Source organism: Deltaproteobacteria bacterium, assembly GCA_016178705.1.
Lineage (GTDB): Bacteria > Desulfobacterota > Binatia > HRBIN30 > JACQVA1 > JACOST01.
This window is the reverse complement of record JACOST010000005.1, coordinates 115557-136969: the sequence shown is the minus strand read 5'-3', so window position 1 is coordinate 136969 and position 21413 is coordinate 115557. Positions and strand designations below refer to the sequence as shown.

19 protein-coding genes are annotated in these 21413 nt (G+C 65.2%); 11 read left to right on the top strand and 8 right to left on the bottom strand.

Annotated elements, in window-relative coordinates; all coding sequences use genetic code 11:
* From HYR72_02540 to HYR72_02530, 3 genes are all read right to left on the bottom strand, one after another.
* The coding region (locus HYR72_02540) for a hypothetical protein (protein MBI1813838.1) at window positions 1-1741 on the bottom strand (1741 nt) is incomplete at its 3' end.
* Window positions 1742-2264: 523 nt separating this feature from the next.
* Window positions 2265-3722 carry a sigma-54-dependent Fis family transcriptional regulator gene (locus HYR72_02535; GenBank protein ID MBI1813837.1) on the bottom strand — a complete coding sequence of 486 codons (1458 nt, stop codon included), beginning with the start codon at window positions 3720-3722 and terminating at the stop codon, window positions 2265-2267.
* 17 nt (window positions 3723-3739) lie between these two features.
* Window positions 3740-4837: a PAS domain-containing protein gene (locus tag HYR72_02530; protein MBI1813836.1), complete on the bottom strand. Its 1098-nt coding sequence runs from the start codon at window positions 4835-4837 to the stop codon at window positions 3740-3742.
* 139 nt (window positions 4838-4976) lie between these two features.
* Here HYR72_02530 and HYR72_02525 point away from each other — a divergent pair, with 139 nt between their 5' ends.
* Window positions 4977-6221: a molybdopterin molybdotransferase MoeA gene (locus tag HYR72_02525; GenBank protein MBI1813835.1), complete on the top strand. Its 1245-nt coding sequence runs from the start codon at window positions 4977-4979 to the stop codon at window positions 6219-6221.
* A 10-nt stretch (window positions 6222-6231) separates the two neighbouring features.
* Here the strand turns inward: HYR72_02525 and HYR72_02520 are convergent, their stop codons facing one another.
* Window positions 6232-6498, bottom strand: a complete 267-nt coding sequence (locus HYR72_02520; GenBank protein MBI1813834.1) for a DUF1049 domain-containing protein — start codon at window positions 6496-6498, stop codon at window positions 6232-6234.
* A gap of 57 nt (window positions 6499-6555) precedes the next feature.
* On the opposite strand from HYR72_02520, the gene HYR72_02515 reads away from it, so the two are divergent.
* Complete coding sequence (locus HYR72_02515; GenBank protein ID MBI1813833.1) at window positions 6556-7032, top strand: 2-C-methyl-D-erythritol 2,4-cyclodiphosphate synthase; 477 nt, start codon at window positions 6556-6558, stop codon at window positions 7030-7032.
* Here HYR72_02515 and HYR72_02510 read toward each other — a convergent pair.
* Complete coding sequence (locus tag HYR72_02510; protein ID MBI1813832.1) at window positions 7029-9278, bottom strand: molybdopterin-dependent oxidoreductase; 2250 nt, start codon at window positions 9276-9278, stop codon at window positions 7029-7031. The genes HYR72_02515 and HYR72_02510 overlap by 4 nt on opposite strands.
* A 118-nt stretch (window positions 9279-9396) precedes the next feature.
* Between HYR72_02510 and HYR72_02505 the strand changes: the two genes are divergently transcribed.
* Genes HYR72_02505 through HYR72_02495 form a run of 3 tightly spaced genes read left to right on the top strand, consistent with a single transcriptional unit; the run spans window position 9397 to window position 12542 of the window.
* Window positions 9397-9966: an AAA family ATPase gene (locus tag HYR72_02505; protein MBI1813831.1), complete on the top strand. Its 570-nt coding sequence runs from the start codon at window positions 9397-9399 to the stop codon at window positions 9964-9966.
* A complete protein-coding gene (locus tag HYR72_02500) occupies window positions 9963-12113 on the top strand; it encodes a bifunctional (p)ppGpp synthetase/guanosine-3',5'-bis(diphosphate) 3'-pyrophosphohydrolase (protein ID MBI1813830.1) in 2151 nt (716 codons plus the stop codon). Before HYR72_02505 ends, HYR72_02500 begins: the two co-directional genes overlap by 4 nt.
* A gap of 18 nt (window positions 12114-12131) precedes the next feature.
* On the top strand, window positions 12132-12542 hold the full coding sequence (locus tag HYR72_02495) for a RidA family protein (GenBank protein ID MBI1813829.1): 411 nt from the start codon (window positions 12132-12134) through the stop codon (window positions 12540-12542).
* On the opposite strand, the gene HYR72_02490 is transcribed toward HYR72_02495, so the two are convergent.
* Window positions 12539-12730 (bottom strand): 50S ribosomal protein L28, encoded by a 192-nt coding sequence (locus HYR72_02490; protein ID MBI1813828.1) that lies wholly within the window; start codon window positions 12728-12730, stop codon window positions 12539-12541. The genes HYR72_02495 and HYR72_02490 overlap by 4 nt on opposite strands.
* 61 nt (window positions 12731-12791) lie before the next feature.
* Here HYR72_02490 and HYR72_02485 point away from each other — a divergent pair, with 61 nt between their 5' ends.
* From HYR72_02485 to miaA, 5 genes are read left to right on the top strand one after another with little or no spacing between them, the layout of a single operon-like run.
* On the top strand, window positions 12792-13406 hold the full coding sequence (locus HYR72_02485; GenBank protein MBI1813827.1) for an SCP2 sterol-binding domain-containing protein: 615 nt from the start codon (window positions 12792-12794) through the stop codon (window positions 13404-13406).
* Between the two features lie 17 nt (window positions 13407-13423).
* The gene (gene rfaE2, locus HYR72_02480) at window positions 13424-13909 is read left to right on the top strand and encodes a D-glycero-beta-D-manno-heptose 1-phosphate adenylyltransferase (protein ID MBI1813826.1); all 486 of its coding nucleotides are present in this window, start codon (window positions 13424-13426) and stop codon (window positions 13907-13909) included.
* Between the two features lie 55 nt (window positions 13910-13964).
* Window positions 13965-15395 carry a glucose-6-phosphate isomerase gene (locus HYR72_02475; protein MBI1813825.1) on the top strand — a complete coding sequence of 477 codons (1431 nt, stop codon included), beginning with the start codon at window positions 13965-13967 and terminating at the stop codon, window positions 15393-15395.
* Between the two features lie 35 nt (window positions 15396-15430).
* Window positions 15431-17239 (top strand): DNA mismatch repair endonuclease MutL, encoded by a 1809-nt coding sequence (mutL, locus tag HYR72_02470; GenBank protein MBI1813824.1) that lies wholly within the window; start codon window positions 15431-15433, stop codon window positions 17237-17239.
* Complete coding sequence (gene miaA / locus HYR72_02465; protein ID MBI1813823.1) at window positions 17232-18149, top strand: tRNA (adenosine(37)-N6)-dimethylallyltransferase MiaA; 918 nt, start codon at window positions 17232-17234, stop codon at window positions 18147-18149. Before mutL ends, miaA begins: the two co-directional genes overlap by 8 nt.
* 26 nt (window positions 18150-18175) lie before the next feature.
* Here miaA and HYR72_02460 read toward each other — a convergent pair whose 3' ends face one another.
* Both HYR72_02460 and HYR72_02455 read right to left on the bottom strand, forming a co-directional pair.
* Window positions 18176-19276 (bottom strand): ferritin-like domain-containing protein, encoded by a 1101-nt coding sequence (locus HYR72_02460; protein MBI1813822.1) that lies wholly within the window; start codon window positions 19274-19276, stop codon window positions 18176-18178.
* Between the two features lie 27 nt (window positions 19277-19303).
* Window positions 19304-20062 (bottom strand): FadR family transcriptional regulator, encoded by a 759-nt coding sequence (locus HYR72_02455; GenBank protein ID MBI1813821.1) that lies wholly within the window; start codon window positions 20060-20062, stop codon window positions 19304-19306.
* An 82-nt stretch (window positions 20063-20144) separates the two neighbouring features.
* On the opposite strand from HYR72_02455, the gene HYR72_02450 reads away from it, so the two are divergent.
* Window positions 20145-21407, top strand: a complete 1263-nt coding sequence (locus HYR72_02450) for an HD domain-containing protein (protein MBI1813820.1) — start codon at window positions 20145-20147, stop codon at window positions 21405-21407.
* Window positions 21408-21413: the final 6 nt, after the last annotated feature.

Here is a 21413-nt window from a genome sequence, read left to right as displayed (position 1 = left end):
TCGGTGTGCTCGTCGGCGTCGTCGTCGGGGTATCGGTCGGCGTTGCTGTCGACGTGTTGGTCGGCGTGTTCGTCGGCGTGTTCGTCGGCGTCGCCGTGGGTGTATCAGTCGGCGTGTCGGTCGGTGTGCTCGTCGGCGTTGAGGTCGGCGTGCTGGTTGGTGTTGCGGTCGGGGTGTCAGTTGGGGTCGCCGTCGGCGTTGAAGTGGACGTGCTGGTGGGCGTTGCCGTTGGCGTATCGGTCGGTGTGGCCGTCGGCGTGTCAGTCGGCGTCGCGGTCGGCGTGTTCGTCGGGGATGCTGTTGGTGTCGCCGTCGGCGTGCTGGTTGGCGTCGCGGTCGGCGTGCTCGTCGGCGTTGAGGTCGGCGTGCTGGTTGGTGTCGCGGTCGGGGTGTCAGTTGGTGTCGCGCTTGGTGAGGACGTCGGGGTAGCTGTCGGGGTGTTCGTCGGCGTCGTGGTTGGCGTATCGGTCGGTGTTGATGTGGGTGTGCTCGTCGGTGTTGATGTCGGCGTATCAGTTGGGGTCGCGGTCGGCGTCGCCGTCGGTGTCGAAGTCGGAGTGCGAGTAGGCGTGTTGGTTGGCGTCGCCGTGGGCGTTGCCGTCGCCGTACTCGTCGGTGTCTGAGTCGGGGTGGCCGTCGGTGTTGCGGTTGGTGTGTTCGTCGGGGTCGCGGTTGGTGTGGCCGTCTGCGTTATGGTGGGCGTGCTCGTTGGTGTACGGGTTGGGGTTGAAGTTGGTGTCTGTGTCGGCGTGTTCGTTGGCGTGCGCGATGGGGTTGCAGTTGACGTTTGCGTTGGTGTTGCGGTGGGTGTGTCGGTTGGCGTGTGGGTAGGCGTCGCGGTTGGTGTTCGCGTCGGTGTGCAGGTCGGGGTCGCGGTCGGTGTTCTGGTCGGCGTAAACGTCGGAGTTGTGGTTGGGGTCCTAGTCGGTGTGACGGTCGGAGTGGAGGTTGCGGTTAGTGTCGGGGTGTGGGTAGGCGTCGCGGTCGGGGTGTTGGTTGGTGTTCGAGTGCACGTTTGAGTTGGCGTCGGCCCCGCTGGCCCGATCGGCGTGGGGGTGAGTGTCCGGGTCGGTGTTGGAGTCGGCGTCGGATAGGTCTGAATGACGCCGAGGCGAAGATCGCCAGCCTTGTTGGAATCGACGGCGACTTTGATGCTGAAAATGTTCGCCAGGTTGATTGTCGGTGACAGGCTCGTGAACGGAATGTCGATGGTTTGGGCCCCACTAACGGTCATCGTCCGCGTCGCCGAACCTGCGTGGGCGGTGCTGTCAACAAGCGTGATCGTGATAGGGCACGGAACCGAAGATGCATCGGCGTACAGGACTGACACCCGGATGCCCGTGGTTGCCGCGAAATTGAGTCCGAGGCCGCTCCCGCCCGCGTCGTACAGCAGTTCGATCCGCCCGTCGGCTTCGACGGTCGACGCGTACTCCAACAGTCCGCTGCTCGGGAACACGCCGGCCGTAACTGAATCGGCCATTGTGGCGATCATCGTTGCCGAGACGGTGAATTTCCGAACGCCGCCGACTACACCGGCAAGCCCGGAGTCAGTGACTGTGGTCGTGCCCACCGTCGTGCGCACGATGCCCGGGGGCTTCAGGGTAGTAACGGCGCTGGTAAAGTCGTCAACAACGGTCGCTGCGAGCTGCCGCGCACCCAGGAGCACGAACAGCGGCACCGCGAGGGTCGACCATCGACCTCGAATGCGGCAACTCAGCGCGCGCCGTCCGAGACTGCTCACTGCGCGCTCCGATTCCAATCGCTCGGGAGTCCCAAGCAATTGACGCTGCCACTACAACGCGGTCGATGCGCCTCGCACGCCGCACCGCACGGGCGCGAGTATTCTACCACAGCAGCTATCACAGCAGTCTCTCAGCGCTCCGTGCAGGCCGTGGTCGTCGTGAGATGCAGATGGGCCAGTTCGTGGAGTGCGCCGTTCATGGCCGCGCACATCGACGTACGAATCCGTACGCTGCAGTGAAGCCAATACCGTCTTCCGTGCGATGTGCGCAGATCTTTCTTCATACACTCCACCATTCAAGCCTACGGCTCCGCAAGGACTGTGCCGTCATGATGCACATCTTCAGACATGGCACATGATGCGCCGACTGGCACTGCTGCATCGGGTAAAGGCAAAATTTGTCAGCGAGACGAAGCGTGCGGACGCACAACGGGCAATCGCCTGCGTGCACCGGCTAGTGACCGTCGCCTTGTGTGTCTCGTCGTGTGCCTCAGTGAGACGGAAGTGAGCATCCGATGGGCCGCTAGTCCGTTGACCCGCGGCGCTTCAGATCGATCTTCAGATCGGTGATCTTCTTGCGGAGCGTGTTGCGGTTGATGCCAAGCATCGCGGCGGCTTTGAGCTGGTTGCCGCTGGCTCGTTCGAGTACTAATTCGATCAACGGCTTTTCGACCCGCCCAAGGATCAGCGGGTACAAGTCGGTCAGCTCCACCGTGCGGGTCTGGCGAAAGTACTCCGTGAGCTTGAGCCGCACCACTTCTTCGAGAGAGAGATGATCGTGAGGCAGCGCGGGTTCAGTGCCGGCAGCAAGGGCGAGATCGCGCGGCATCAATGTGGGACCGGGTGCCAAGACGGCCGCGCGCACTAACGTGTTCTCTAGCTCGCGCACGTTGCCTGGCCAGTTATGTTGCGACAGGATGGCGCGGGCTTCCGGCGAGACGCCGGCGACGCTGGTGCCCAGTTCGCGATTGACCTTCTCGACGAAGAACGCGATCAGCTCCGGAATATCGTCACGCCGCTCGCGCAATGGCGGCACGATGATCGGTACTACTTTGAGGCGAAAATAAAGATCTTCGCGGAAACGCCCTTGGGCGATAGCCCGCTCCAGGTCTTGATTGGTGGCTGAGATGATGCGGCAATCGACTTTGACCACTTCGCGTCCGCCAACACGCGTCAGCTCTTTTTCCTGCAGAACACGCAGGAGCTTCGCCTGCAACTCTAGAGGCATGTCGCCCACTTCATCGAGAAACAGCGTGCCACCGCTAGCGATCTCGAACTTTCCGGGCCGTTGCTCGATCGCGCCGGTGAAGGCGCCGCGTTCATACCCGAACAATTCGCTCTCGAGCAGCTCGCGCGGAATCGCCGAACAATTGAGGGCAATGAATGGACCGCTCCAGCGCGGCGAGTGGTAGTGTACCGCCTTGGCGATGAGTTCCTTGCCAGTCCCGCTCTCGCCTTGCACCAACACCGTGGCATCGGTCGGGGCGACCCGACCAATGGTCTTGTAGATGTCGAGCATGGCGGGGGTCTTGCCGATGATCTCGACGCCGAGCTCGAAGCGTCGCCGCATCTCATTGCCGAGGCGCGCCAGATCGCTCGACATGCGACGCATTTCGAGCGCGCGGTGAACCAATGCGCGTACTTCCTCGATGTCAAACGGCTTGGTGACGTAGTCGAAAGCCCCGCGCTTCATGGCTTCGATCGCGTTCGCCATCGTATTCTGCGCGGTCATGATAATAATCGGGATGGCCACCGTGCTGGTGCGAGCTTGCGTCAGCAATTCCAGTCCATCGAGATCGGGCATCTTGATGTCTACCAACGCCACGTCGACCGGGCCGGCCGTGATTTTCTGCAGTGCGGCCCGACCTTCGGCAACGCACACGACCTCATGGCCGTCGGCGCTCAGCGCCTCCTTGAGAACGAAGCGGATCGATTCTTCGTCGTCTGCAACCAGGATCGTGGTGGTACTCGGCGTGTTCATCGGACGTGCGTAACCGGCTAGCGCGCCAGCGGCAAGTTGAGACTGGCGGACGCGCCACCGTGCCTTTGATTCTCCAGCCGGAGTGAGCCGCCGTGCGCGGCGACGAGGCGCTGGCAGATCGCCAGCCCCAGGCCGGTGCCGCGTGGTTTGGTACTGTAGAAGGGCTCGAACAACCGTTCGCTCGCGCCTACCGCCAATCCAGGGCCGGTGTCGGCAATTTCGACGCGCAAAAATTTGCCGCTCACGTCCTGTTGGCGTAGCAGGTGAAAGTCGGTCTCCATGCGCGTGACCACGGTGAGTGTATGGCCACTTGCACGCTGCGTGCTGCGCATCGCTTCGACGGCGTTCTTGATCAGGTTGAGCAAGACCTGGGTGAGCTGCGCCGCATCTCCACGGACGTCGGGTAAACTTGGATCGAATTCCAGCCGTAGTGCCATCCCCGCGGCGTCGATCTCCGGCTGCACGAGTGCGAGCACATCCTGGATCACCCGATGGATGTTGAGCTGCACCAGTTCTGGCGGCCGTTGCGCCCCAAGCAGCAGCAGTTCGTCGACCAGCTTGCTGAGCCGGTTGGTCTCCCGCACGATCACGCCGGTGTAATCGCCGAGCTCGGGCCGGTCGGCAAGCTTGAGTGCCAGCAACTGGGCGGCGCCTTTGATGCCCCCGAGCGGATTCTTAACTTCGTGGGCGAGGCCGGCGACCAACGTGCCGAGATGCGCCATGTGTTCGATGCGGCGCGCATCTTCTTCTAGTGTACGCTGGTAGCTGAGGTCGTGAATGGTGAGCACGGTGCCGCCAATGCCACCACCAGCATCCCAGATCGCAGAAGTCTGCAGGCGCACTGGTAGCGCACGCCCGCGCGGCGGCCGCAACTCTTCGCTACGGGCTTGGGTCTGGCCTGTGGCAAAGGTGCGCGCGACCATCTCGGCAATCGCCGGTGTTGCGGCGAACACGTCCGTACACAAATGGCCGAGCACCTGGCGCTGCGAGCGGCCGACCAGCTGCTCAGCGGCGGGATTGAAAAGCGCGATGTGGCCGGCCCCGTCAACGATCACGACCGCATCGCCGATGCTGCCGAGGACTGTCTCCCACGCCGGAGCGGGACCCGTGACCACGGTATTCGGCTTGCGCCGCGGACGTCTTCTTTGCGCGATGGCCATCGTGTTCCGGTCCCTCTTATGACTGTAACGCGCCGCGTTGACAAGATTGCCGTGCCTGCGTAGCGTCAACGCCGACTTCCACATGACGGTGAAGATGGCAACCATGATTAGCGTGCACGATGCGCTCGCAGCCGTGTTGCGCGACATCCCGCGCCTCGGGAGCGAGCGTGTCGGGCTGGCGAACGCCCGCGGGCGTGTGCTTGCCGAGGCGGTGCGAGCCGGCCGTGACGTGCCGCCGTTTCGCAACTCCGCGATGGACGGCTACGCTGTGCGCGCCAGCGATGTCGCAACGGCTGCGCCTGAGGCGCCGGTACGACTGCGAGTGCTCGAAGTCGTCGGTGCGGGTTCGATGCCCACGCGCGCGGTCGCCCCCGGCACCGCCACGAAGATCATGACCGGTTCACCCTTGCCGACCGGTGCCGATGCGGTGGTGCGCGTCGAAGACACCGAAGAGTCCGGTGGCGACGTCGTCGTGCAGGCGCGCGTCACACCCGGCACGGCGGTGCGCGAGCCGGGCGAGGACATGCGCGCGGGCGAAACCGTGCTGGATGTCGGCCGCGTCTTGCGTCCAGCCGACATCGGCTTGCTGGCGTCGCTTGGGCTCACGGTCGTGCCGGTCAGCCGTCGTCCGCGGGTGGCGATCTTGACCACCGGCAATGAGTTAGTCGAGCCCGGAGAACCGTTGGGTCCCGGTCAGATCGTGAACAGCAACGCCTACACTCTGGCGGCGGCCGTGGAAGATGCCGGCGCCGAGGCGATCCGGCTCGGCATCGTGCGCGACCAACAGGAGTGCATTCGCGCGGCGTTCGCTGATGCGTTCACCGCCGACATGATGCTCTCGACCGGCGGCGTGTCGGTCGGCAGCTTCGACTTCGTACGCCAGACGCTCAGCGAGCTTGGCTATGAGGAGCGTTTCTGGAAGGTGGCGCAGAAGCCAGGCAAGCCACTCACCTTCGGCCTTCGCCAGGGCACGCCGGCGTTTGGATTGCCGGGCAACCCGGTCTCGACGCTGGTCTGCTGCTACCTCTACGTCGTGCCGGCCCTGCGTACGATGATGGGCATGGAGCGCATTCATCTGCCCCACATTGAGGCGACACTCGCGAGCGAGGTCACCACTGCGGCGGGGCTCACCGAATTCGTTCGCTGCGTCGTCACCCGCATCGGCCCCACGTACGAGGTGCAGCCGACCGGCTCGCAAAGCTCCGGGGTGCTGCGCTCGCTGTCGGCCGGCGAGGGTTTGTTGATCGCGCCGCCGGAGCAACAGACGATCGCGCGCGGCGCCTCCGTGCGCGTGATCGTGCTCGGAAACGATGGCACCTCGGCGGTGGCGCCCTTCTGACTGAAGCGACTTACACGCTCGAGGCTGAGGTGGGCGGTGTCTGATTCGGCGCCGATGATCGACTAGCGCGGGACGCGTATTGGCTGGACCGGAGCGCGTATTGAACGATCAACGTCGCCACGGCGCCTACCACGGCCGAGATCACCATCAGCATGATTTTCGGTACCTGGACTGCCATCCACAGGAACTTGAACTCCACCGGCAGCGGATTCTGGAACGCGAGGATGACCAACAACAATACGGCCGACAAGGCGGCGATGATTTTGGCGCGACGCATGACTTGTGAGTTCCAGAAAGTCGGCGAAGCGTCAAGCCGCTCGCACAGGAGGAGCGCATGCGAATTGGGCACGGCTATGACATCCATCGCTTGGTGCCGGGCCGCCCGCTGCGACTCGGCGGAGTGACGATTCCACACGACGCCGGCTTGCTCGGCCACTCCGACGGCGACGCGATGCTGCACGCGGTTGCCGACGCATTGCTGGGAGCCATCGCCGATGGCGACATCGGTCGACTGTTTCCGGACAGCGACCCACGCTTCAAAGACATCGACAGCACGGAGTTGCTGCGCGAGGTCGTGCGGCGGGTCCATGGCTTTGGCTACGTACTCGGCAATCTCGACGTCACTCTGCATGCGGAGCGCCCCAAACTCGCCCCACACATCGACGCGATGCGCCAGCGCCTTGCCGAGTTGCTACTGGTTGAAGTCGATCAGGTGAGCGTCAAGGCGAAGACCAACGAAGGCCTCGACGCGGTCGGGCGCGGCGAAGCCATTGCCGCGACCGCCGTGGTGTTGTGTAAACCTGCTTCCTAGTTGCCGGCTGCGATCTGCACCGGAATGCCGTTGAGCACGGCATTTCCCGACAGTGGATCGAGGGCGAACTCATCCGCGAGCACGTTGCTGTTCACGCCGGGTTGCTGGGCGGCGACCGATAGCCGCGAGTCGGGCTGATCGTGACCCCAGCCGTGCGGCAGACTGACCACGCCGGGCATGATCGCGTCGGTGATTTCGATGGCGACCTCCACGGCCCCCGCGCGTGAAGCGACCCGCGCGCGACCGCCTTCACGCAGACCAAGTCGCCGCGCGTCGTCGGGATGCACGTGCAACGTACAGCGCGGCCGGCCACCGGCGAGCAGCGGCAGGTTGTGCATCCACGAGTTGTTCGAACGGAGATGGCGACGGCCGATTAACACGAATCCGTTGGTGGGTACCGGGTCGACGAGCAGCGCCGCGAGGCGCGGCACGTCCGCGAGAATCGCCGGCGGTGCCAGCTCGATCTTGCCCGATGGCGTGCGCAATGATTCGGGAACGCGCGGCTGCAGCGGACCAAGATCGATGCCGTGCGGATGCGCTTCCACCTTGGCGAGCGTAAGACCATCCGGTGTCGCACCGAAGCCGTCGCCGTACGGCCCCGTCCGGAGCGCTAAGTCGACGAGTCGCTCCGGCCCGCGTCGCGGTGCCAGGGCCGTGAGAATCTCATCCACGCTGCGGCCAGCGATTGGTGAATGTGGATTGCCGACCGCAGTTTGGATCTGCGTGGTCGCAACGAAGTCATCGAGCCCGTCGATGTTCGCCTGCGCGCCTTGGCCGGCGACGATGCCCGTGAGGCGCAGCAGCGTCTCCCACTCCGGCGGTTGATCGGCGCGCGCGGCGAACACCGGCGGCGAGTAGCGCACGGCGTTGCGGTAGGCGAGCTGAGTAAACGCGATGTCGTAGTGACTCTCCTCGAGTGGCGAGCGCCCCGGCAAGATCACGTGCGCGTGGCGACTGGTCTCGTTGACGTATATGTCGAGGCTCACCATGCACTCCAGCGTCGCGAGTGCGCGCGTGAGGCGGGCACCGTTGGGCGTGCTCAACGCGGGATTGCCGGCGATAGTGATGAGCGCGCGAATCTGGCCGTCGCCCGGTGTTTCGATCTCCTCCGCCAAACAGGCCACCGGCAGCTCACCCATCACCTCGGGCGCATGGCGGACGCGGCTGTGGCGGCGGCCGATGCGCACACCGCGCCCGATACTCGGTGTGCCGTGTGTGTTGGCAGCGAAGCCCGGCGCCTGCGGAAACATCGCGCCGCCAGCCCGATCGAGGTTGCCGGTCAGCGCGTTGCAGATATCGACCAGCCAACTGGCGAGCGTGCCGAACTCCTGCGTGCAGGTGCCAATGCGTCCATAGACCGCCGCATGCGGTGCGGCCGCGAGATCGCGGGCGAGCTGGCGGATGACAACGGCGCCAATGCCGCAGACGCGCTCAACCGCATCGGGAGTGAATGGTCGCGCGGCAGCTTCGACCTCGGCGATTCCGCTCACGTGCTCGGCAAGGCGGCCAAGCGCGACCAGTTGCTCGGCGAACAAGGTGTGGACAATGCCCATCAGCAGGTGGGCGTCGGTGCCGGGCCGAATGAAGAGATGCTGATCTGCTGCCTCCGCAGTGCGCGTGCGGCGCGGATCGACCACCACGCAGCGTCCGCCGCGTGCCTGTAGCGCGCGCAATCGCCCCGCGAAGTCGGGTACGGTCCACAGACTTCCGTTTGAATCGAACGGATTGGCGCCGAGCACGAGCAAGAAGTCGCAACGATCGATGTCGGGCACGGCCACGCTGAGGAACGTGCCGAACATCAGTCCGCTGGCCAACTGCTTGGGAATTTGATCGACGGTGCTGGCGCTATAGAGGTTCTTGGTGCGAAGCGTGCGTAGGAGCGCCTGGCCGTAGATCGACAAACTGAGATTGTGGACATTGGGGTTGCCAAGATACACGGCGACCGCGTCGGGGCCGTGGGTTTGAATGATCGGGAGCAGTCGTCGCTCGATTTCCGCGAACGCGTCGTCCCACGATGCAGTGACCAAGCGGCCGTCGCGGCGCACCAACGGTTCGCGCACACGATCGGGATCGCGGTCCAGTTGCGCTAGCGCGGCGCCCTTCGGACACACGAACCCGTGGCTGAACACATCGTCGCGATCGCCGCGAATGGCGACTACTTCCCGCCCCTTGACGGTGATCGCGAGGCCACAGGTTGCTTCACACAACGGGCAGATGCGGTAGCGAGTATCGGCGACAGCGCTCATCGAGTGGTCTCTCTTTCGCTTCTGTCATGACACAGCGCGGGAGGAGCGCCAAGTGACCCGGGCGCCGTCGTGTCGCTTCTTCCGTTGCGCTCACCCGCTGGCTCGGTAGAATGCCGCCATGTTGATTACGATCTCCGGGACGCCGGGGAGTGGCAAGACGACAGTGGCGCGGCTGTTGGCTCAGCGCCTTGGATTGCCGCACATCTATGCCGGCGATCTGTACCGCGCCGAGGCCGACCGTCGCCACCTCTCGCTCGCCGAGTTCAACCGGCTCTCGGAGCAGGATCACTCCATCGATCGCGCGCTCGACGAGCGCATGGCGGCGTACGCGCGGCAAGGCAACGTCGTACTCGAAGGGCGGCTCGCCGCTTTCATTGCGCGACAAGAAGGAGTGCGCAACGCCCTTACGATCTGGCTCACTGCCGGCGACGAAACCCGTGCCCGCCGCGTCGCCGAGCGCGAGCACGGCGATTGGCGCCAGATTTTGCATGATAACCGGATCCGCAATCAGTCCGACGCCGGCCGCTACAAAGCCATCTACGGCTTCGACCTCGGCGACACCTCGATCTACGATCTCATCCTCGAGACCGATCACGAGCGCCCCGAAACCGTCGCCGAGATGATCCTAGCCGCGGCGCGCACGCGCTTCGGCGCGGTGATCGGGCCGGCCGCGAGCGCCGCGAAATGAAGCTCAACGACTTGGTCGAGAAGGTTCGCAGTTTCAACAGCGCGGCCGACGTTGACCTCATCCGTCGTGCGTACGATTTCTCCGCGCGGGTGCACAAGGGACAGAAGCGCGAGTCCGGCGAGCCGTACTTGAGTCATCCCGTTGCGGTCGCCAGCATCATCGCCGACCTGCGCCTCGACGTGCCGAGCATCGCCACCGCGTTGCTGCACGACACGGTCGAAGACACGCTCACCACTCTCGGGGAAATCGACGAGACCTTCGGTGCCGAGATCGCCGCGCTGGTCGACGGCGTCACCAAGATTAGCCAGATCAGCTTCAGTAGCCGCGAGGAAAAGCAGGCGGAGAATTTCCGCAAGATGATCCTGGCGATGGCGCGCGACATCCGCGTCATCCTCATCAAGCTCGCCGACCGCACGCACAACCTGCGCACGCTCGAACATCTGCCGCCTGACCGTCAGCACGACATCGCGCAGGAGACCCTCGACATCTACGCGCCGCTGGCGCACCGGCTCGGGATCTATTGGGTCAAGAGCGAGTTGGAAGACAACGCGCTGCGCTATCTGCGCCCGGAAGTGTACTACCAGCTCAAGCGCAACGTCGCGAAGAAGAAGGCGGCGCGCGAGCGTTACATCAAGGAAGTCATCGACGTGTTGCGCAAGCGCCTCGACGATTCCGGCATCGCCGCCGACATCTCCGGTCGCCCCAAGCACTTCTATTCGATCTACCAAAAGATGCAGAGTCAGAATCTCCTCTACGATCAAATCTACGATCTGGTCGCGTTCCGCATCATCGTCGACACCGTGCGCGAGTGTTACGAAGCTCTCGGTGTGGCCCACGCGAGTTGGAAGCCGGTGCCAGGCCGCTTCAAGGACTACATCGGCCTGCCTAAAGCGAACGGCTACCAGTCGCTCCACACCACGGTGATCGGCCCGTACGGCGAACGCATGGAGGTGCAGATCCGTACCCACGAGATGCACAGGGTCGCGGAGGCGGGGATCGCTGCCCATTGGAAATACAAAGGCCCCGGCACGCCTTCAGAAGAAGCGCAGCGTTTTGCGTGGTTGCGCCAGTTGCTCGAATGGCAGCAGAACCTGCCCGATCCACAGGACTTCCTGCGCTCGGTGAAAGACGATCTGTTCAGCGACGAAGTCTTCGTGTTCACGCCGCGTGGCGACCTGCTGAATTTTCCCGAGGGTGCCTCGGTGATCGACTTCGCCTATCGCATTCACTCGGAGGTCGGCCATCATTGCGCCGGCGCCCGCGTCAACAGTCGCTTGGTGCCGTTGCGGTACCGCTTGCGCAATGGCGACACGGTCGAGATCGTCAGCACCGCGACGCAGACGCCGAGTCAGGATTGGCTCAACTTCGTCAAGACCAGCCGCGCCAAAGCGCGCATCCGTAGTTGGATCAAGTACCAGCAACGGTCGCGCAGCATTGCCATCGGCCGCGAGATCCTCGAGCGCGACTTGGGGCGCTACCACATCGACCTGGGCAAGCTGCGCAAGGACGGCCAACTCGCCGCGGCGACGAAGGCGTTGTCGGTGCGCGATGAAGAGACGCTGCTGGCGGCAGTGGGCTACGGCAAGCTCACCTCGCATCAGGTGCTGGCGCACCTGCTGCCGGCCGATGTGCTCGACCAGGGCCAGCCGACCCAGGAGGAAGGGACGCTGCGCCGGCTCTTCCGCATGGTTCGGCGGCAGACGCCCGGTGGTGTGCGCGTCAGCGGCGTCGAAGACATGTTGGTGCGCTTCGGCAAGTGCTGCGATCCGTTGCCGGGGGAACGCATCCTCGGATTCATCACCCGTGGCCGTGGGGTCACGGTGCACTCGATCGATTGCCCGCGCGTGCTCGAGAGCGATCCGCAGCGGCGGGTTGAAGTGGTGTGGGACGATGCGGCGCAGGTGGCGTTGCGCCCGGTTACGGTCGAGGTCACGTGCGTCGACGAGCCCGGGTTGCTGGCCGCGATGAGCAAGGCCATCAGCGGTGCGGGCGTCAACATCAGCCGGGCGCAAGTGAAGAGCGTGCCCGACAAGCACGCCATCAACACTTTCGAAGTGATGGTCGGCGATGCCACGCAACTCAATCGCGTCATCCGTGCCCTCGGAAAAGTGCGCGGCGTGACCCGCGTGGCGCGTGCGCGAGGATAGGAGCAGGAGGCTGGACGGATGAAGACAGCGGTGCAAACGGCGGAAGCCCCGCAAGCCATCGGTCCGTACTCGCAAGCGGTGCGCGTCGGTGACTGGTTGTTCTGCTCGGGCCAGATCGGGCTCGATCCGTCCACCGGGCAGCTCGTCAGCGGCGGTGTCGACGCCGAGACCGAACGCGCGTTGGCGAACTTAGATGCCGTGCTCAGCGCGGCCGGCGGTTCTCTTGCCGACGTGGTGCGGACGACGATCTATCTGACGGACCTCGCCGACTTCACGCGCGTCAACGAGCGCTACGCGTCGCGCTTTGCGGCGCCGTTTCCCGCTCGGGCGACCGTGGGGGTTGCGGCCCTCCCGCGCGGCGCGAAGATCGAGATCGAGGCGGTGGCGATTATGGGTGCGATGGTGGGTGGTGAATCCGCGCGCGGCTAGGCGGCCTTGAGGACCTTGCCCGAGCGGATGCAACGGGTGCACGCAAGAATATGACGAACTGTGCCCTTCAGATTCGCGCGCACGCGCTGCAAATTGGGACGCCACAGGCGCTTCGACTTGTTATTCGCGTGGCTGACCCGATTTCCGGTTGAGGGATGCTTACCGCACACTTCACATGTCCGTGCCATGGAAACTCCTTTACGCGAGAGGCGAAGACAGCTAGCACAGTGATCTCGGTGGCGCAACGCTATGCCCGACGCTGAATCGATCGCGATCGAATTGTATCTGCGCAACCAGGTGGCGCCCCGCTTCGCGCAAATCGTTGGCGACGCGGCTACCCGGCTTGAGGCGCTGCAGCGCGAGGTCGCCGACCTCCGCGCAGCGCGCGGCAGCATCGCGTGGGAGATCGACGGCCCCGGCGGCGGCACCTGGTACCTCAACATCGCCGACGGTGCGATGGCGGTCGATACCGCGCCCATTGAGCCGCCGGTCATGCACGTGGTCCAGTCGCTGGCCGACTGGCAGCGCTTTGCTGCAGGGGCGACGACCCCCGGCTTCCTCGGTGGCAGCAACAGCGGGCGCGCCTTCGGCAAGACTCGCATCGATCGCCTCAAGACGATCAAGGGATCGGTCCGCTTCGTCATCACCAGCCTGCCCGACGGCGGCGAATGGGCGCTCGTCACTCGTTTCGGCAGCGGGCCATTTTTGGCCGAGCCGCAAACGACGGTGACCCTCGATGCCGCCGTCATGCGCCAGATGCAGAGCGGCGAAATCAACCCGCAGCTTGCATTCATGCAGGGGCAGGTGAAGATCGCTGGCGATGCCGGGCTGGCGATGCAGCTTGGCATGGCGCTGTTCCTGTGAGCAACCCGTCGACCCTCATGGCGCGCAAGCTTCTCACTTGGCCCGCGCTCAAGCGCCGCGTGATGGCCTGGCGACGCGCGGGACAGCGCGTGGTCTTTACCAACGGATGCTTCGATCTGATCCATCCGGGTCACGTCCGCTACTTGCGCGCGGCCAAACGGCTCGGCGATGTGCTCGTCGTCGGCCTCAACAGCGACGCGTCCGTGCGCCGACTCGACAAAGCCCCCGGTCGTCCATTGGTGGCGCAAGCGGCGCGCGCCGAAGTGCTCGCGGCGCTGGAGATGGTTGACGCCGTGACCGTGTTTGCGCAGGACACCCCGCTGGCGTTGATCAAGATGGTGCAACCCGACGTGCTGGTGAAGGGCGGCGACTGGACACCCGACCAGATCGTCGGTGCCGACGTGGTGCGCGCGCGCGGCGGCATGGTGCGTTCATTGTCGTTTGCGCGTGGCTACTCCACAACCGCCCTGGTGAAACGGATTGCGCAGAGCCAGAACGGGTAACTAGCGTCACTGCCTCCACGTTCCCCTTTCGATCCGCTTGTGTTAGGAAATTCGCATGCCGGACTATCGCCGCCGAGCGGCGCGCGAAGCGATGAGCGTGCGGCTCGACGTGAACGGCATGATGGCAGAGGCCATCGGCCACCGCGAGCCGGAGGCGGGCGCACTACCCGCCGGCGTGCTGCGGGAAGAGGTCGAGGCGCTGGCGCCGCGTGCCGCCGAGATTGCGCGCGTGCTGCAGGCGCGCCGCGCGGCGAGTGAATTACCCTTCTACGACTTGCCCCAGCAACGTGAGTCGGTTCAAGCAATCAAGACGGTCGCGGCCAAAGTGCGCGACGGCCTCGACACGCTGGTGGTGCTCGGTATCGGGGGCTCCGCGCTCGGCACGCGTACCCTGGTGGAAGCGGTCGGCACTCCCAGCCCGCGCGTCGTCGTCGTCGATAACATCGATCCCGTCAGCGTCGGCGGCCTCATCGATTCGCTCGATCTGCGGCGCACCGTTTTCAACGTCGTCAGCAAGGGCGGCGAGACTGCGGAAACCATGGCGCAGTTTCTCGTCATCCGCGAACGCCTGCTGCGCGAACTTGGCGCGATCGACTACAAGCAACGCGTCGTCATCACCACCGACGCCGAGTCGGGTCATTTGCGCCAGATCGTCAACGATGAAGGCTTTCACGATCTGATCGTGCCCGCCGGCGTCGGCGGACGCTTCTCTGTGCTCACGCCGGTCGGTCTGTTCCCCGCCGCAGTCGCGGGCGTGCGCGTCGACGAGTTGCTTGCCGGCGCGGCGTGGATGGATAGCCGCACGCAGTCGGTCGAGCTTTGGCAGAACCCGGCACACTTGCTCGCCGCGTTGCTCTACCTCGCGGAAACGAAGCGGGGCCGCAATGTGGTGGTGCTGATGCCGTACAGCGATCGCCTGGCGTGCTTCGCCGATTGGTTCGTGCAGCTGTGGGGCGAGAGTCTGGGGAAAGCGGAGACCGTCGATGGCCAGCCCATCCGCTGCGGCCAGACGCCGGTGGCGGCGCGCGGCGCCACCGATCAACACTCGTTGCTGCAGCTGCTGATGGAAGGTCCGCCCGACAAGGTGGTGATCCTGATCCGCGTCGACGATCACGGCCGCGAAATCAGTATTCCAACCGCCTACAGTGATCTCGAGGGCGTGGGCTATCTCGGCGGCAACGGCATGGGGGCGCTGCTCAACATGGAGCAACGGGCGACCGAGCTGGCGCTCGTGCAACAGCAACGCCCGGTGATGACGCTCACGTTGCCGCAGCTCAATGCGTTCACGCTTGGACAACTCTTCTACCTGTTCGAGGTCGCCACCGTGTTTGCAGGCGGATTGCACCGCATCAACCCGCTCGATCAACCCGGCGTCGAGCGCAGCAAACGACTCACCTATGGCCTCGCCGGACGTAAGGGGTTCGAAGCGCAGCGCGCCGAAGTCGACGCCTGGGAGGCGCGCAAGCGGCCGGAGTACGTGTTGTAGCGGCGGGGACACTCGGGGTAGGGACGGCTAAGGCGATGGAAGCAATCGCACGCACCGACACAGCGGAAGCTGGACGGGTTCGGGTGTTGTCACCCGAAGTCGCGAACAAGATCGCCGCTGGCGAAGTGATCGAGCGGCCGGCAGCGGTGGTGAAGGAATTGGTCGAGAACGCTATCGATGCCGGCGCGCGCCAGATCGACGTGACAATCGAAGATGCTGGTCTCGCGTTGATCGCGGTCGTCGACGATGGCGAGGGGATGTCGCCGGCCGACGCGGTGACGGCGTTCTCGCGCCACGCCACCAGCAAGGTCAGCACGGCCGACGATCTGTTTCAGATCCGTACGCTCGGGTTTCGCGGGGAAGCACTCGCCAGCATCGCCGCCGTGTCGAACACGACCTTGACGACACGGCGGGCGCGCGAGCTCGCCGGCACTTGTGTGGAGATTCGCGGCGGGAGCGTTCTCGCGGTGCGCGAAGCCGGCAGCGCGCCGGGCACTCGCGTCGAGGTTGCGGACCTGTTCGGCAATACGCCCGCACGTCGCAAGTTTCTGAAGGCGCCGGCCACTGAGGTGGGTCACGTCACCGAGCTGGTGACGCGCATCGCCTTGGCGTTTCCCGAGGTCGGCTTCACGGCGCGCCACGGCACGCGCGGGCTCGTCGAGTTGCCGGCCACCCGCGATCCCGCCGAGCGCATCGCGCAAGTCTTCGGTCGGCCGCGCGCTGGCGCGATGCTCGCCTTCAGTGCGCACACGGCCGTGGGCAGCGTCCACGGCTGGCTCACCAGCTCGCACCTGAGTTTTCCAACCGCGCGACAGATTTACACCTTCGTCAACCGCCGCTACGTGCGCGACAAGTTGGTGAGTCACGCGTTGGTGGCCGGCTACAGCACGTTGCTGATGCATGGTCGCTACCCCGCCGCGGTCGTGCATCTGGAGCTGCCCCCCGACGAAGTGGATGTAAACGTCCACCCGGCCAAGCACGAAGTGCGCTTCCGCCGCGGCGGCGCGGTCCATGAGCTGTTGTCGCGCGCGGTCCAAGAACGGCTGCGCCAACAAGGACCGCCACCGGCGGAGTTGACGACGCCGACTTCATCAACAACCTCGACCGCGCGTCAGTTGCCGATTGCCTTGCACGCGATGGCGACTGCGATGAGCGCGCCGGCGGGTACGGCGACCGCCCCACCCCTCGATATCATTCGCTTGCGACCACCTTCGTCGCCGCCGATCGCGCCGGACTCGCCGCCGGCGCCTGATGACAGCGACTTCTTCGGCGGCATGCGCATCCTCGGCCAAGTGTTCGAGGGCTATCTGGTGTGCCAGCACGACGACACGCTGGTGCTGATCGATCAACACGCGGCGCACGAGCGCGTGGCGTTCGAGCGCCTGCGGCGCGCCTACGGCGCCGGCAGCATTCCGCAACAACGTTTGCTCGTGCCCGCAGTCGTCGATCTCGGTCCGCGCGAAGCCGGGCTATTGAGTGACCGGCTCGATGAGTTGCACGCGCTCGGCTTCGAACTCGAGCCGTTCGGTGGCGGAAGCTTCGCGGTGCGCGCCGTGCCCGCGCTGCTCGCCGACGCCAACCCGGCGTCGTTGGTCCGCGACGTGATCGACGAGTGCGTGGAGATCGGCGGTTCGCGCCGCCTAACCGACGCCGCCGAAGCGGTGCTTGCACGGCTCGCTTGTCACAGCGTCGTCCGCGTCGGGCAGTCTCTCAGCTTCGACCAGATCCGCGCGCTGCTGGTGGCGATGGACACCATTCCCTACTCTGGCAATTGCCCGCACGGCCGCCCGACGCACGTGACCCTGACGCGCGGTGAGCTGGAGCGGTTGTTCAAGCGTGTGTGAACCTCAATCCCCCGTCGTCGCCATCGTCGGCCCGACCGGCGTCGGCAAGAGCGCGCTGGCGCTTGAATTGGCGGAGCGACTCGGCGCCGAGATCGTCAACGCCGACTCACGCCAGGTCTATCGCTACCTCGACATTGGCACCGCCAAGCCAACTACCGCAGAACGTGCGCGGGTAGCGCATCACGTTTTCGACGTGGTGGACCCGGACGAATCATTTGACTGCGCGCGCTATCGCGAGCGGGCGCTCGCCGCGATCGCCGACATTCAGCGGCGTGGGCGGCGCGTGCTGGTGGTCGGCGGCACTGGGCTGTACGTGAAGACGTTGCACTACGGCCTGGCGCCAGGGCCGCCGCGCGATGTGGCCTTGCGGACGCAGCTCGAGGCGGAGGAGGACGCAGAACCGGGTAGCTTGCATCGCCGGTTGTCGGAGATCGATGTGGTGATTGCGGCGCGACTGCACCCGCACGATCGCGTGCGCTTGATCCGCGCGCTCGAAGTGCATCAACTCACTGGCCGACCGCTGAGCGCGTGGCACGCCGAGCACGGGTTTCGCGCGGAAGTGGTACCGATGACCGTGGTCGGCCTCTCGCTTGACCGCGCCTACCTGCGCACGCGTCTTGTGGTGCGTTGTAGGGCGATGGCTGAACGCGGATTGCTCGACGAGATCCGCAGCTTGTGGGCGCGCGGATACGGGCGCGATCTGCCGATTCTGCAGACCATCGGCTATCGCGAACTCGGCGCGGTGGTGGCCGGCGACTCAACTCTCGACGCCGCCCTCGCGGCGATGACGACCGCGACCTGCCGGTTGGCCAAGCGCCAACTCACCTGGTTCCGCGGCGATGCGACGGTCCGGTGGTTCGACGCGAAGCGAGATCTTCCTGCCGCTTTTGACGCAGTCTGTGCCTTGTGAACGCGGTGCCGATGGCGGTCCGCTGGCTATTGCAGCGCGCCGAGCACCCACGCCGCCGTATCTTCGGGGAGCTCGGGGATGCGCTTGAGGAATTCTTCGACGTTCTCGCCGACTAGGCTACCGGTCAGGTTCTCGCGCAAGAATTCGTGGTAGCGCGCGGCAACGCGTTCGCTGAGCAGGCCGCAGCGACGCAGCGTCGGGATCACGAACCCCTGCACTGGGCCGAGTCGCCGGCCTCTGCCCAGCCCCTGGGTGAGTTGCTCGCGTTCTTCGCGCACCGAGGTGATCAGCGCGACCGGATCGATGCCGATCTCCATCCAGATCTCGAAGATCGCGGCTTGGAACGTCTGTTGATTGCGCTGATCGATCAGGCTGCGGGCGCACTCGAGGGCAAAGTCTTCCAACTCCCCGCGTTCGGATTCGCTCAGCAGTGGCGCGCAGCGCTCGATGTACTGCACGCCGTAGGCGTGATGGCGCGCCTCGTCCCGCGCCACGTAGGTGAGCAAGTCCTTGAGCAGCGGCTCTTCGGTGAGGTTGCGCATCTCGCGGAAGCTGTACAGCGCGAGTCCCTCGACCACGATTTGCATGCCGACCAACTTCTTCATCCAGTTGTCGGTCTCCAGGGTGGCGTCGAGGATGGTGCGCAGTGCCGACGCAATCGGGCGCACCTCGTCGAGCTTCTTGATGTACTTGGCAAACACTTCGACGTGCCGTGCTTCGTCCATCGTTTGGGTTGCAGCGTAAAACTTGGCGTCGGTGTGGGGCACGCAATTGACCAGCTGCGCGGCCACCATCAGTGCGCCCTGTTCGCCGTGCAAGAAATTGCTGAGCCGGAAGGCGGCGGCCGCGCGCGAGGCTTGCCACTGCTTTTCCTCCGGCAGTGATTTCCAGTACGAACACTGCTCGACCGGGATCGCGGCACCGAGCGGCGTGGTGGCGAATTTCTGCTGATCGATCGGCCGCTCCCAATCGAGATCGCGCTCGGCCACCCACTGCGCCTCGGCGCCCTTGACGTAGAGCCGGCGCAGTTCCTCCAGCTCGGGCTCGTAGTTCCACTGGTAGATGACCTTCATCGACGTATCGAGGTCAGGCTCTTGTGTGCTCGTGCGGAGGGCGAAGTCACTCATGGGTTGCTCCCTTTTGGTATCGATCAATTACACACGCGCGGCGATGCGCAGGCGACCATTGCTGCGCAGCTCCGTGTCGTTGACGAAACTGATCATGCGCCGGAGCGCCGCGATGGCTTCGCGCGGCCGCCCGGCGTCGATTGCGGCGAGGCAGGCATCGATGATCGGCACGATGCGACCGGGATCACGGCGCAGACGCTGGCGGGCTTCGCGCATCGGCTCGGAGGCGAGGAGGGCGCGCAGGCGGCGCCCCAGCATTTGCCACACGCGGTTGCGGGTCATGTCGGACACCAATACGATCACATCGCGCGCCGAGGCGAACCGGTCTTCGCGCCGTCGCGCCTCGTCGGCGATGAGGTCGCGCAGTCGGCGGAGGTCGTCGAGTTGCGCTGCGCGGCGGCGCTCGATGGCGAGGCGCGCCATCTCGAACAGCAGTGGCATGAGCACTTCGGCCATTTCGGTAACTACATCGGGGTTGACGCGCCCGCCGTGGAAGATCATCGGCGCCAGCAGATCGAGTGAGCCTTCGATCAACGGCTGTACCGTGGCGCCGTCGCCCTGGCGCACGCTGACGAGGCCGAGGCCTTCGAGCACCTTGATGGCTTCGCGCACTGAAGTGCGGTTGACACGAAACTCTTCCGCCAACTCGCGCTCGGGCGGCAACTTCTGCCCCGTGCGCAAGCGGCCATCGAGGATCGCATCGCGCAACTGCTCGGCGACATCTTGATGAATGCGCCGCCGCTGGGGTGGTCGAAAGGCGGTGACCTTGCTGCGCGTGGTCGTCATGGAGGGATCTACTTATCCAATGGTCCAACCAATTGTCAATCACCCCCCACGCAATTCATCTTTCCACTCGATCGAGGCTAAGATGCGCCCAATGGTCATCCGCGACCCCATCCACGGCGACATCAACCTGCGGCCGCTCGAAGCCCGCGTGTTGGATCTGCCGGACGTGCAGCGGCTGCGCGGGATTAAGCAGCTCGGCACCGCGAGCCTGGTGTATCCGGGCTGCGTGCACACGCGCTTCGATCATTCGCTCGGCGCGTGCGCGATGGCGCACGGGATCATCGCTTCATTGCGCGATCACGGCGCCACGATCGACGACGAGTTGGAGACTGCGATCGGTTGCGCGGCGCTGCTGCACGACGTGACGCACGTTCCGTTCGGCCACACGCTGGAGGATGAACGGCGCCTATTTCCGCGCCACGACAAAGGCGCGCGCTTGGCCCACATGCTCGGCGGCGCGCTCGGCGATCAGCTCAGCCAACTCGGCATCAAGGCCACGATTGCGGCGCTGCTCGGCGCGCAATCGACTCCGGACGTGCCACGCTGGGCGCAACAGATCGTGGCGAGCACGATCGACGCCGACTTGCTCGACTACTTGCGCCGGGATGCGTACTTCGCCGGACTCAATCAGGACTACGACGATCGCGTGTTCCGCTACTTCACGGTCGACGAGGGCCAGCTCGCAATCAACATGACCAAGCACGGCATGGAGCGGCCCGACGCGCGCTCCGAAACCGTCGCGCTGTTGCGCCTGCGCTACTTCCTGACCGAGCGTGTCTACTATCACCACAGCAAGGTGGCGGCCGGAGCGATGGTGTCGAAGGCGGTCGAACTGGCGCTGCCGCTCGGGATCACCGACGCGTCGCTGCTCACCTACAACGACTGGACGCTGATCGAGGCGCTCGGGCGGCTGCCCGATGCCGGTATTCAGAACCTGATCGAGCGCCTGCGCCGGCGCGCGCTCTACAAACGCGGCTATGCCATTTCGGCACGCACCGTCGGTGAGGACGATCGCGCGCGGTTGGTCGCCCAGTATCACGAGTCGCCACCGGTTCGGGCGGCGGCCGAGGCTGCGTTGGCGCGCGCGGTCGGCTGCCAAGCGCACGAGCTGATCATCTACTGTCCCGCGCTCACGGTCATGAAGGAAGCGGCCGTGCTGGTGCGACGTCCGAGCGGGTTGGCGCCGCTCAATCAAGAAGCAGACGGCGGCGGTTCCGAGATCACCGCGCTGGAGGCGCGTTACGCGGGATTGTGGCGCTTGTACGTTTTGGTCCCGGCGGAGTTTGCGGCGTCGGCTGCGGCCGCCGCACGCGAAATGTTTGGGGTCGCGAGCGAGTTCAACTGAAGTTCC

Bases quoted from the DNA above. Each gene is read 5' to 3' on its own strand.
- HYR72_02535 (MBI1813837.1), bottom strand. From the start codon at position 3,722: ATGAACACGCCGAGTACCACCACGATCCTGGTTGCAGACGACGAAGAA.
- HYR72_02525 (MBI1813835.1), top strand. From the start codon at position 4,977: ATGGCAACCATGATTAGCGTGCACGATGCGCTCGCAGCCGTGTTGCGC.
- HYR72_02520 (MBI1813834.1), bottom strand. From the start codon at position 6,498: ATGCGTCGCGCCAAAATCATCGCCGCCTTGTCGGCCGTATTGTTGTTG.
- HYR72_02515 (MBI1813833.1), top strand. From the start codon at position 6,556: ATGCGAATTGGGCACGGCTATGACATCCATCGCTTGGTGCCGGGCCGC.
- HYR72_02510 (MBI1813832.1), bottom strand. From the start codon at position 9,278: ATGAGCGCTGTCGCCGATACTCGCTACCGCATCTGCCCGTTGTGTGAA.
- HYR72_02505 (MBI1813831.1), top strand. From the start codon at position 9,397: ATGTTGATTACGATCTCCGGGACGCCGGGGAGTGGCAAGACGACAGTG.
- HYR72_02500 (MBI1813830.1), top strand. From the start codon at position 9,963: ATGAAGCTCAACGACTTGGTCGAGAAGGTTCGCAGTTTCAACAGCGCG.
- HYR72_02495 (MBI1813829.1), top strand. From the start codon at position 12,132: ATGAAGACAGCGGTGCAAACGGCGGAAGCCCCGCAAGCCATCGGTCCG.
- HYR72_02490 (MBI1813828.1), bottom strand. From the start codon at position 12,730: ATGGCACGGACATGTGAAGTGTGCGGTAAGCATCCCTCAACCGGAAAT.
- HYR72_02485 (MBI1813827.1), top strand. From the start codon at position 12,792: ATGCCCGACGCTGAATCGATCGCGATCGAATTGTATCTGCGCAACCAG.
- rfaE2 (MBI1813826.1), top strand. From the start codon at position 13,424: ATGGCGCGCAAGCTTCTCACTTGGCCCGCGCTCAAGCGCCGCGTGATG.
- HYR72_02475 (MBI1813825.1), top strand. From the start codon at position 13,965: ATGCCGGACTATCGCCGCCGAGCGGCGCGCGAAGCGATGAGCGTGCGG.
- mutL (MBI1813824.1), top strand. From the start codon at position 15,431: ATGGAAGCAATCGCACGCACCGACACAGCGGAAGCTGGACGGGTTCGG.
- HYR72_02460 (MBI1813822.1), bottom strand. From the start codon at position 19,276: ATGAGTGACTTCGCCCTCCGCACGAGCACACAAGAGCCTGACCTCGAT.
- HYR72_02455 (MBI1813821.1), bottom strand. From the start codon at position 20,062: ATGACGACCACGCGCAGCAAGGTCACCGCCTTTCGACCACCCCAGCGG.
- HYR72_02450 (MBI1813820.1), top strand. From the start codon at position 20,145: ATGCGCCCAATGGTCATCCGCGACCCCATCCACGGCGACATCAACCTG.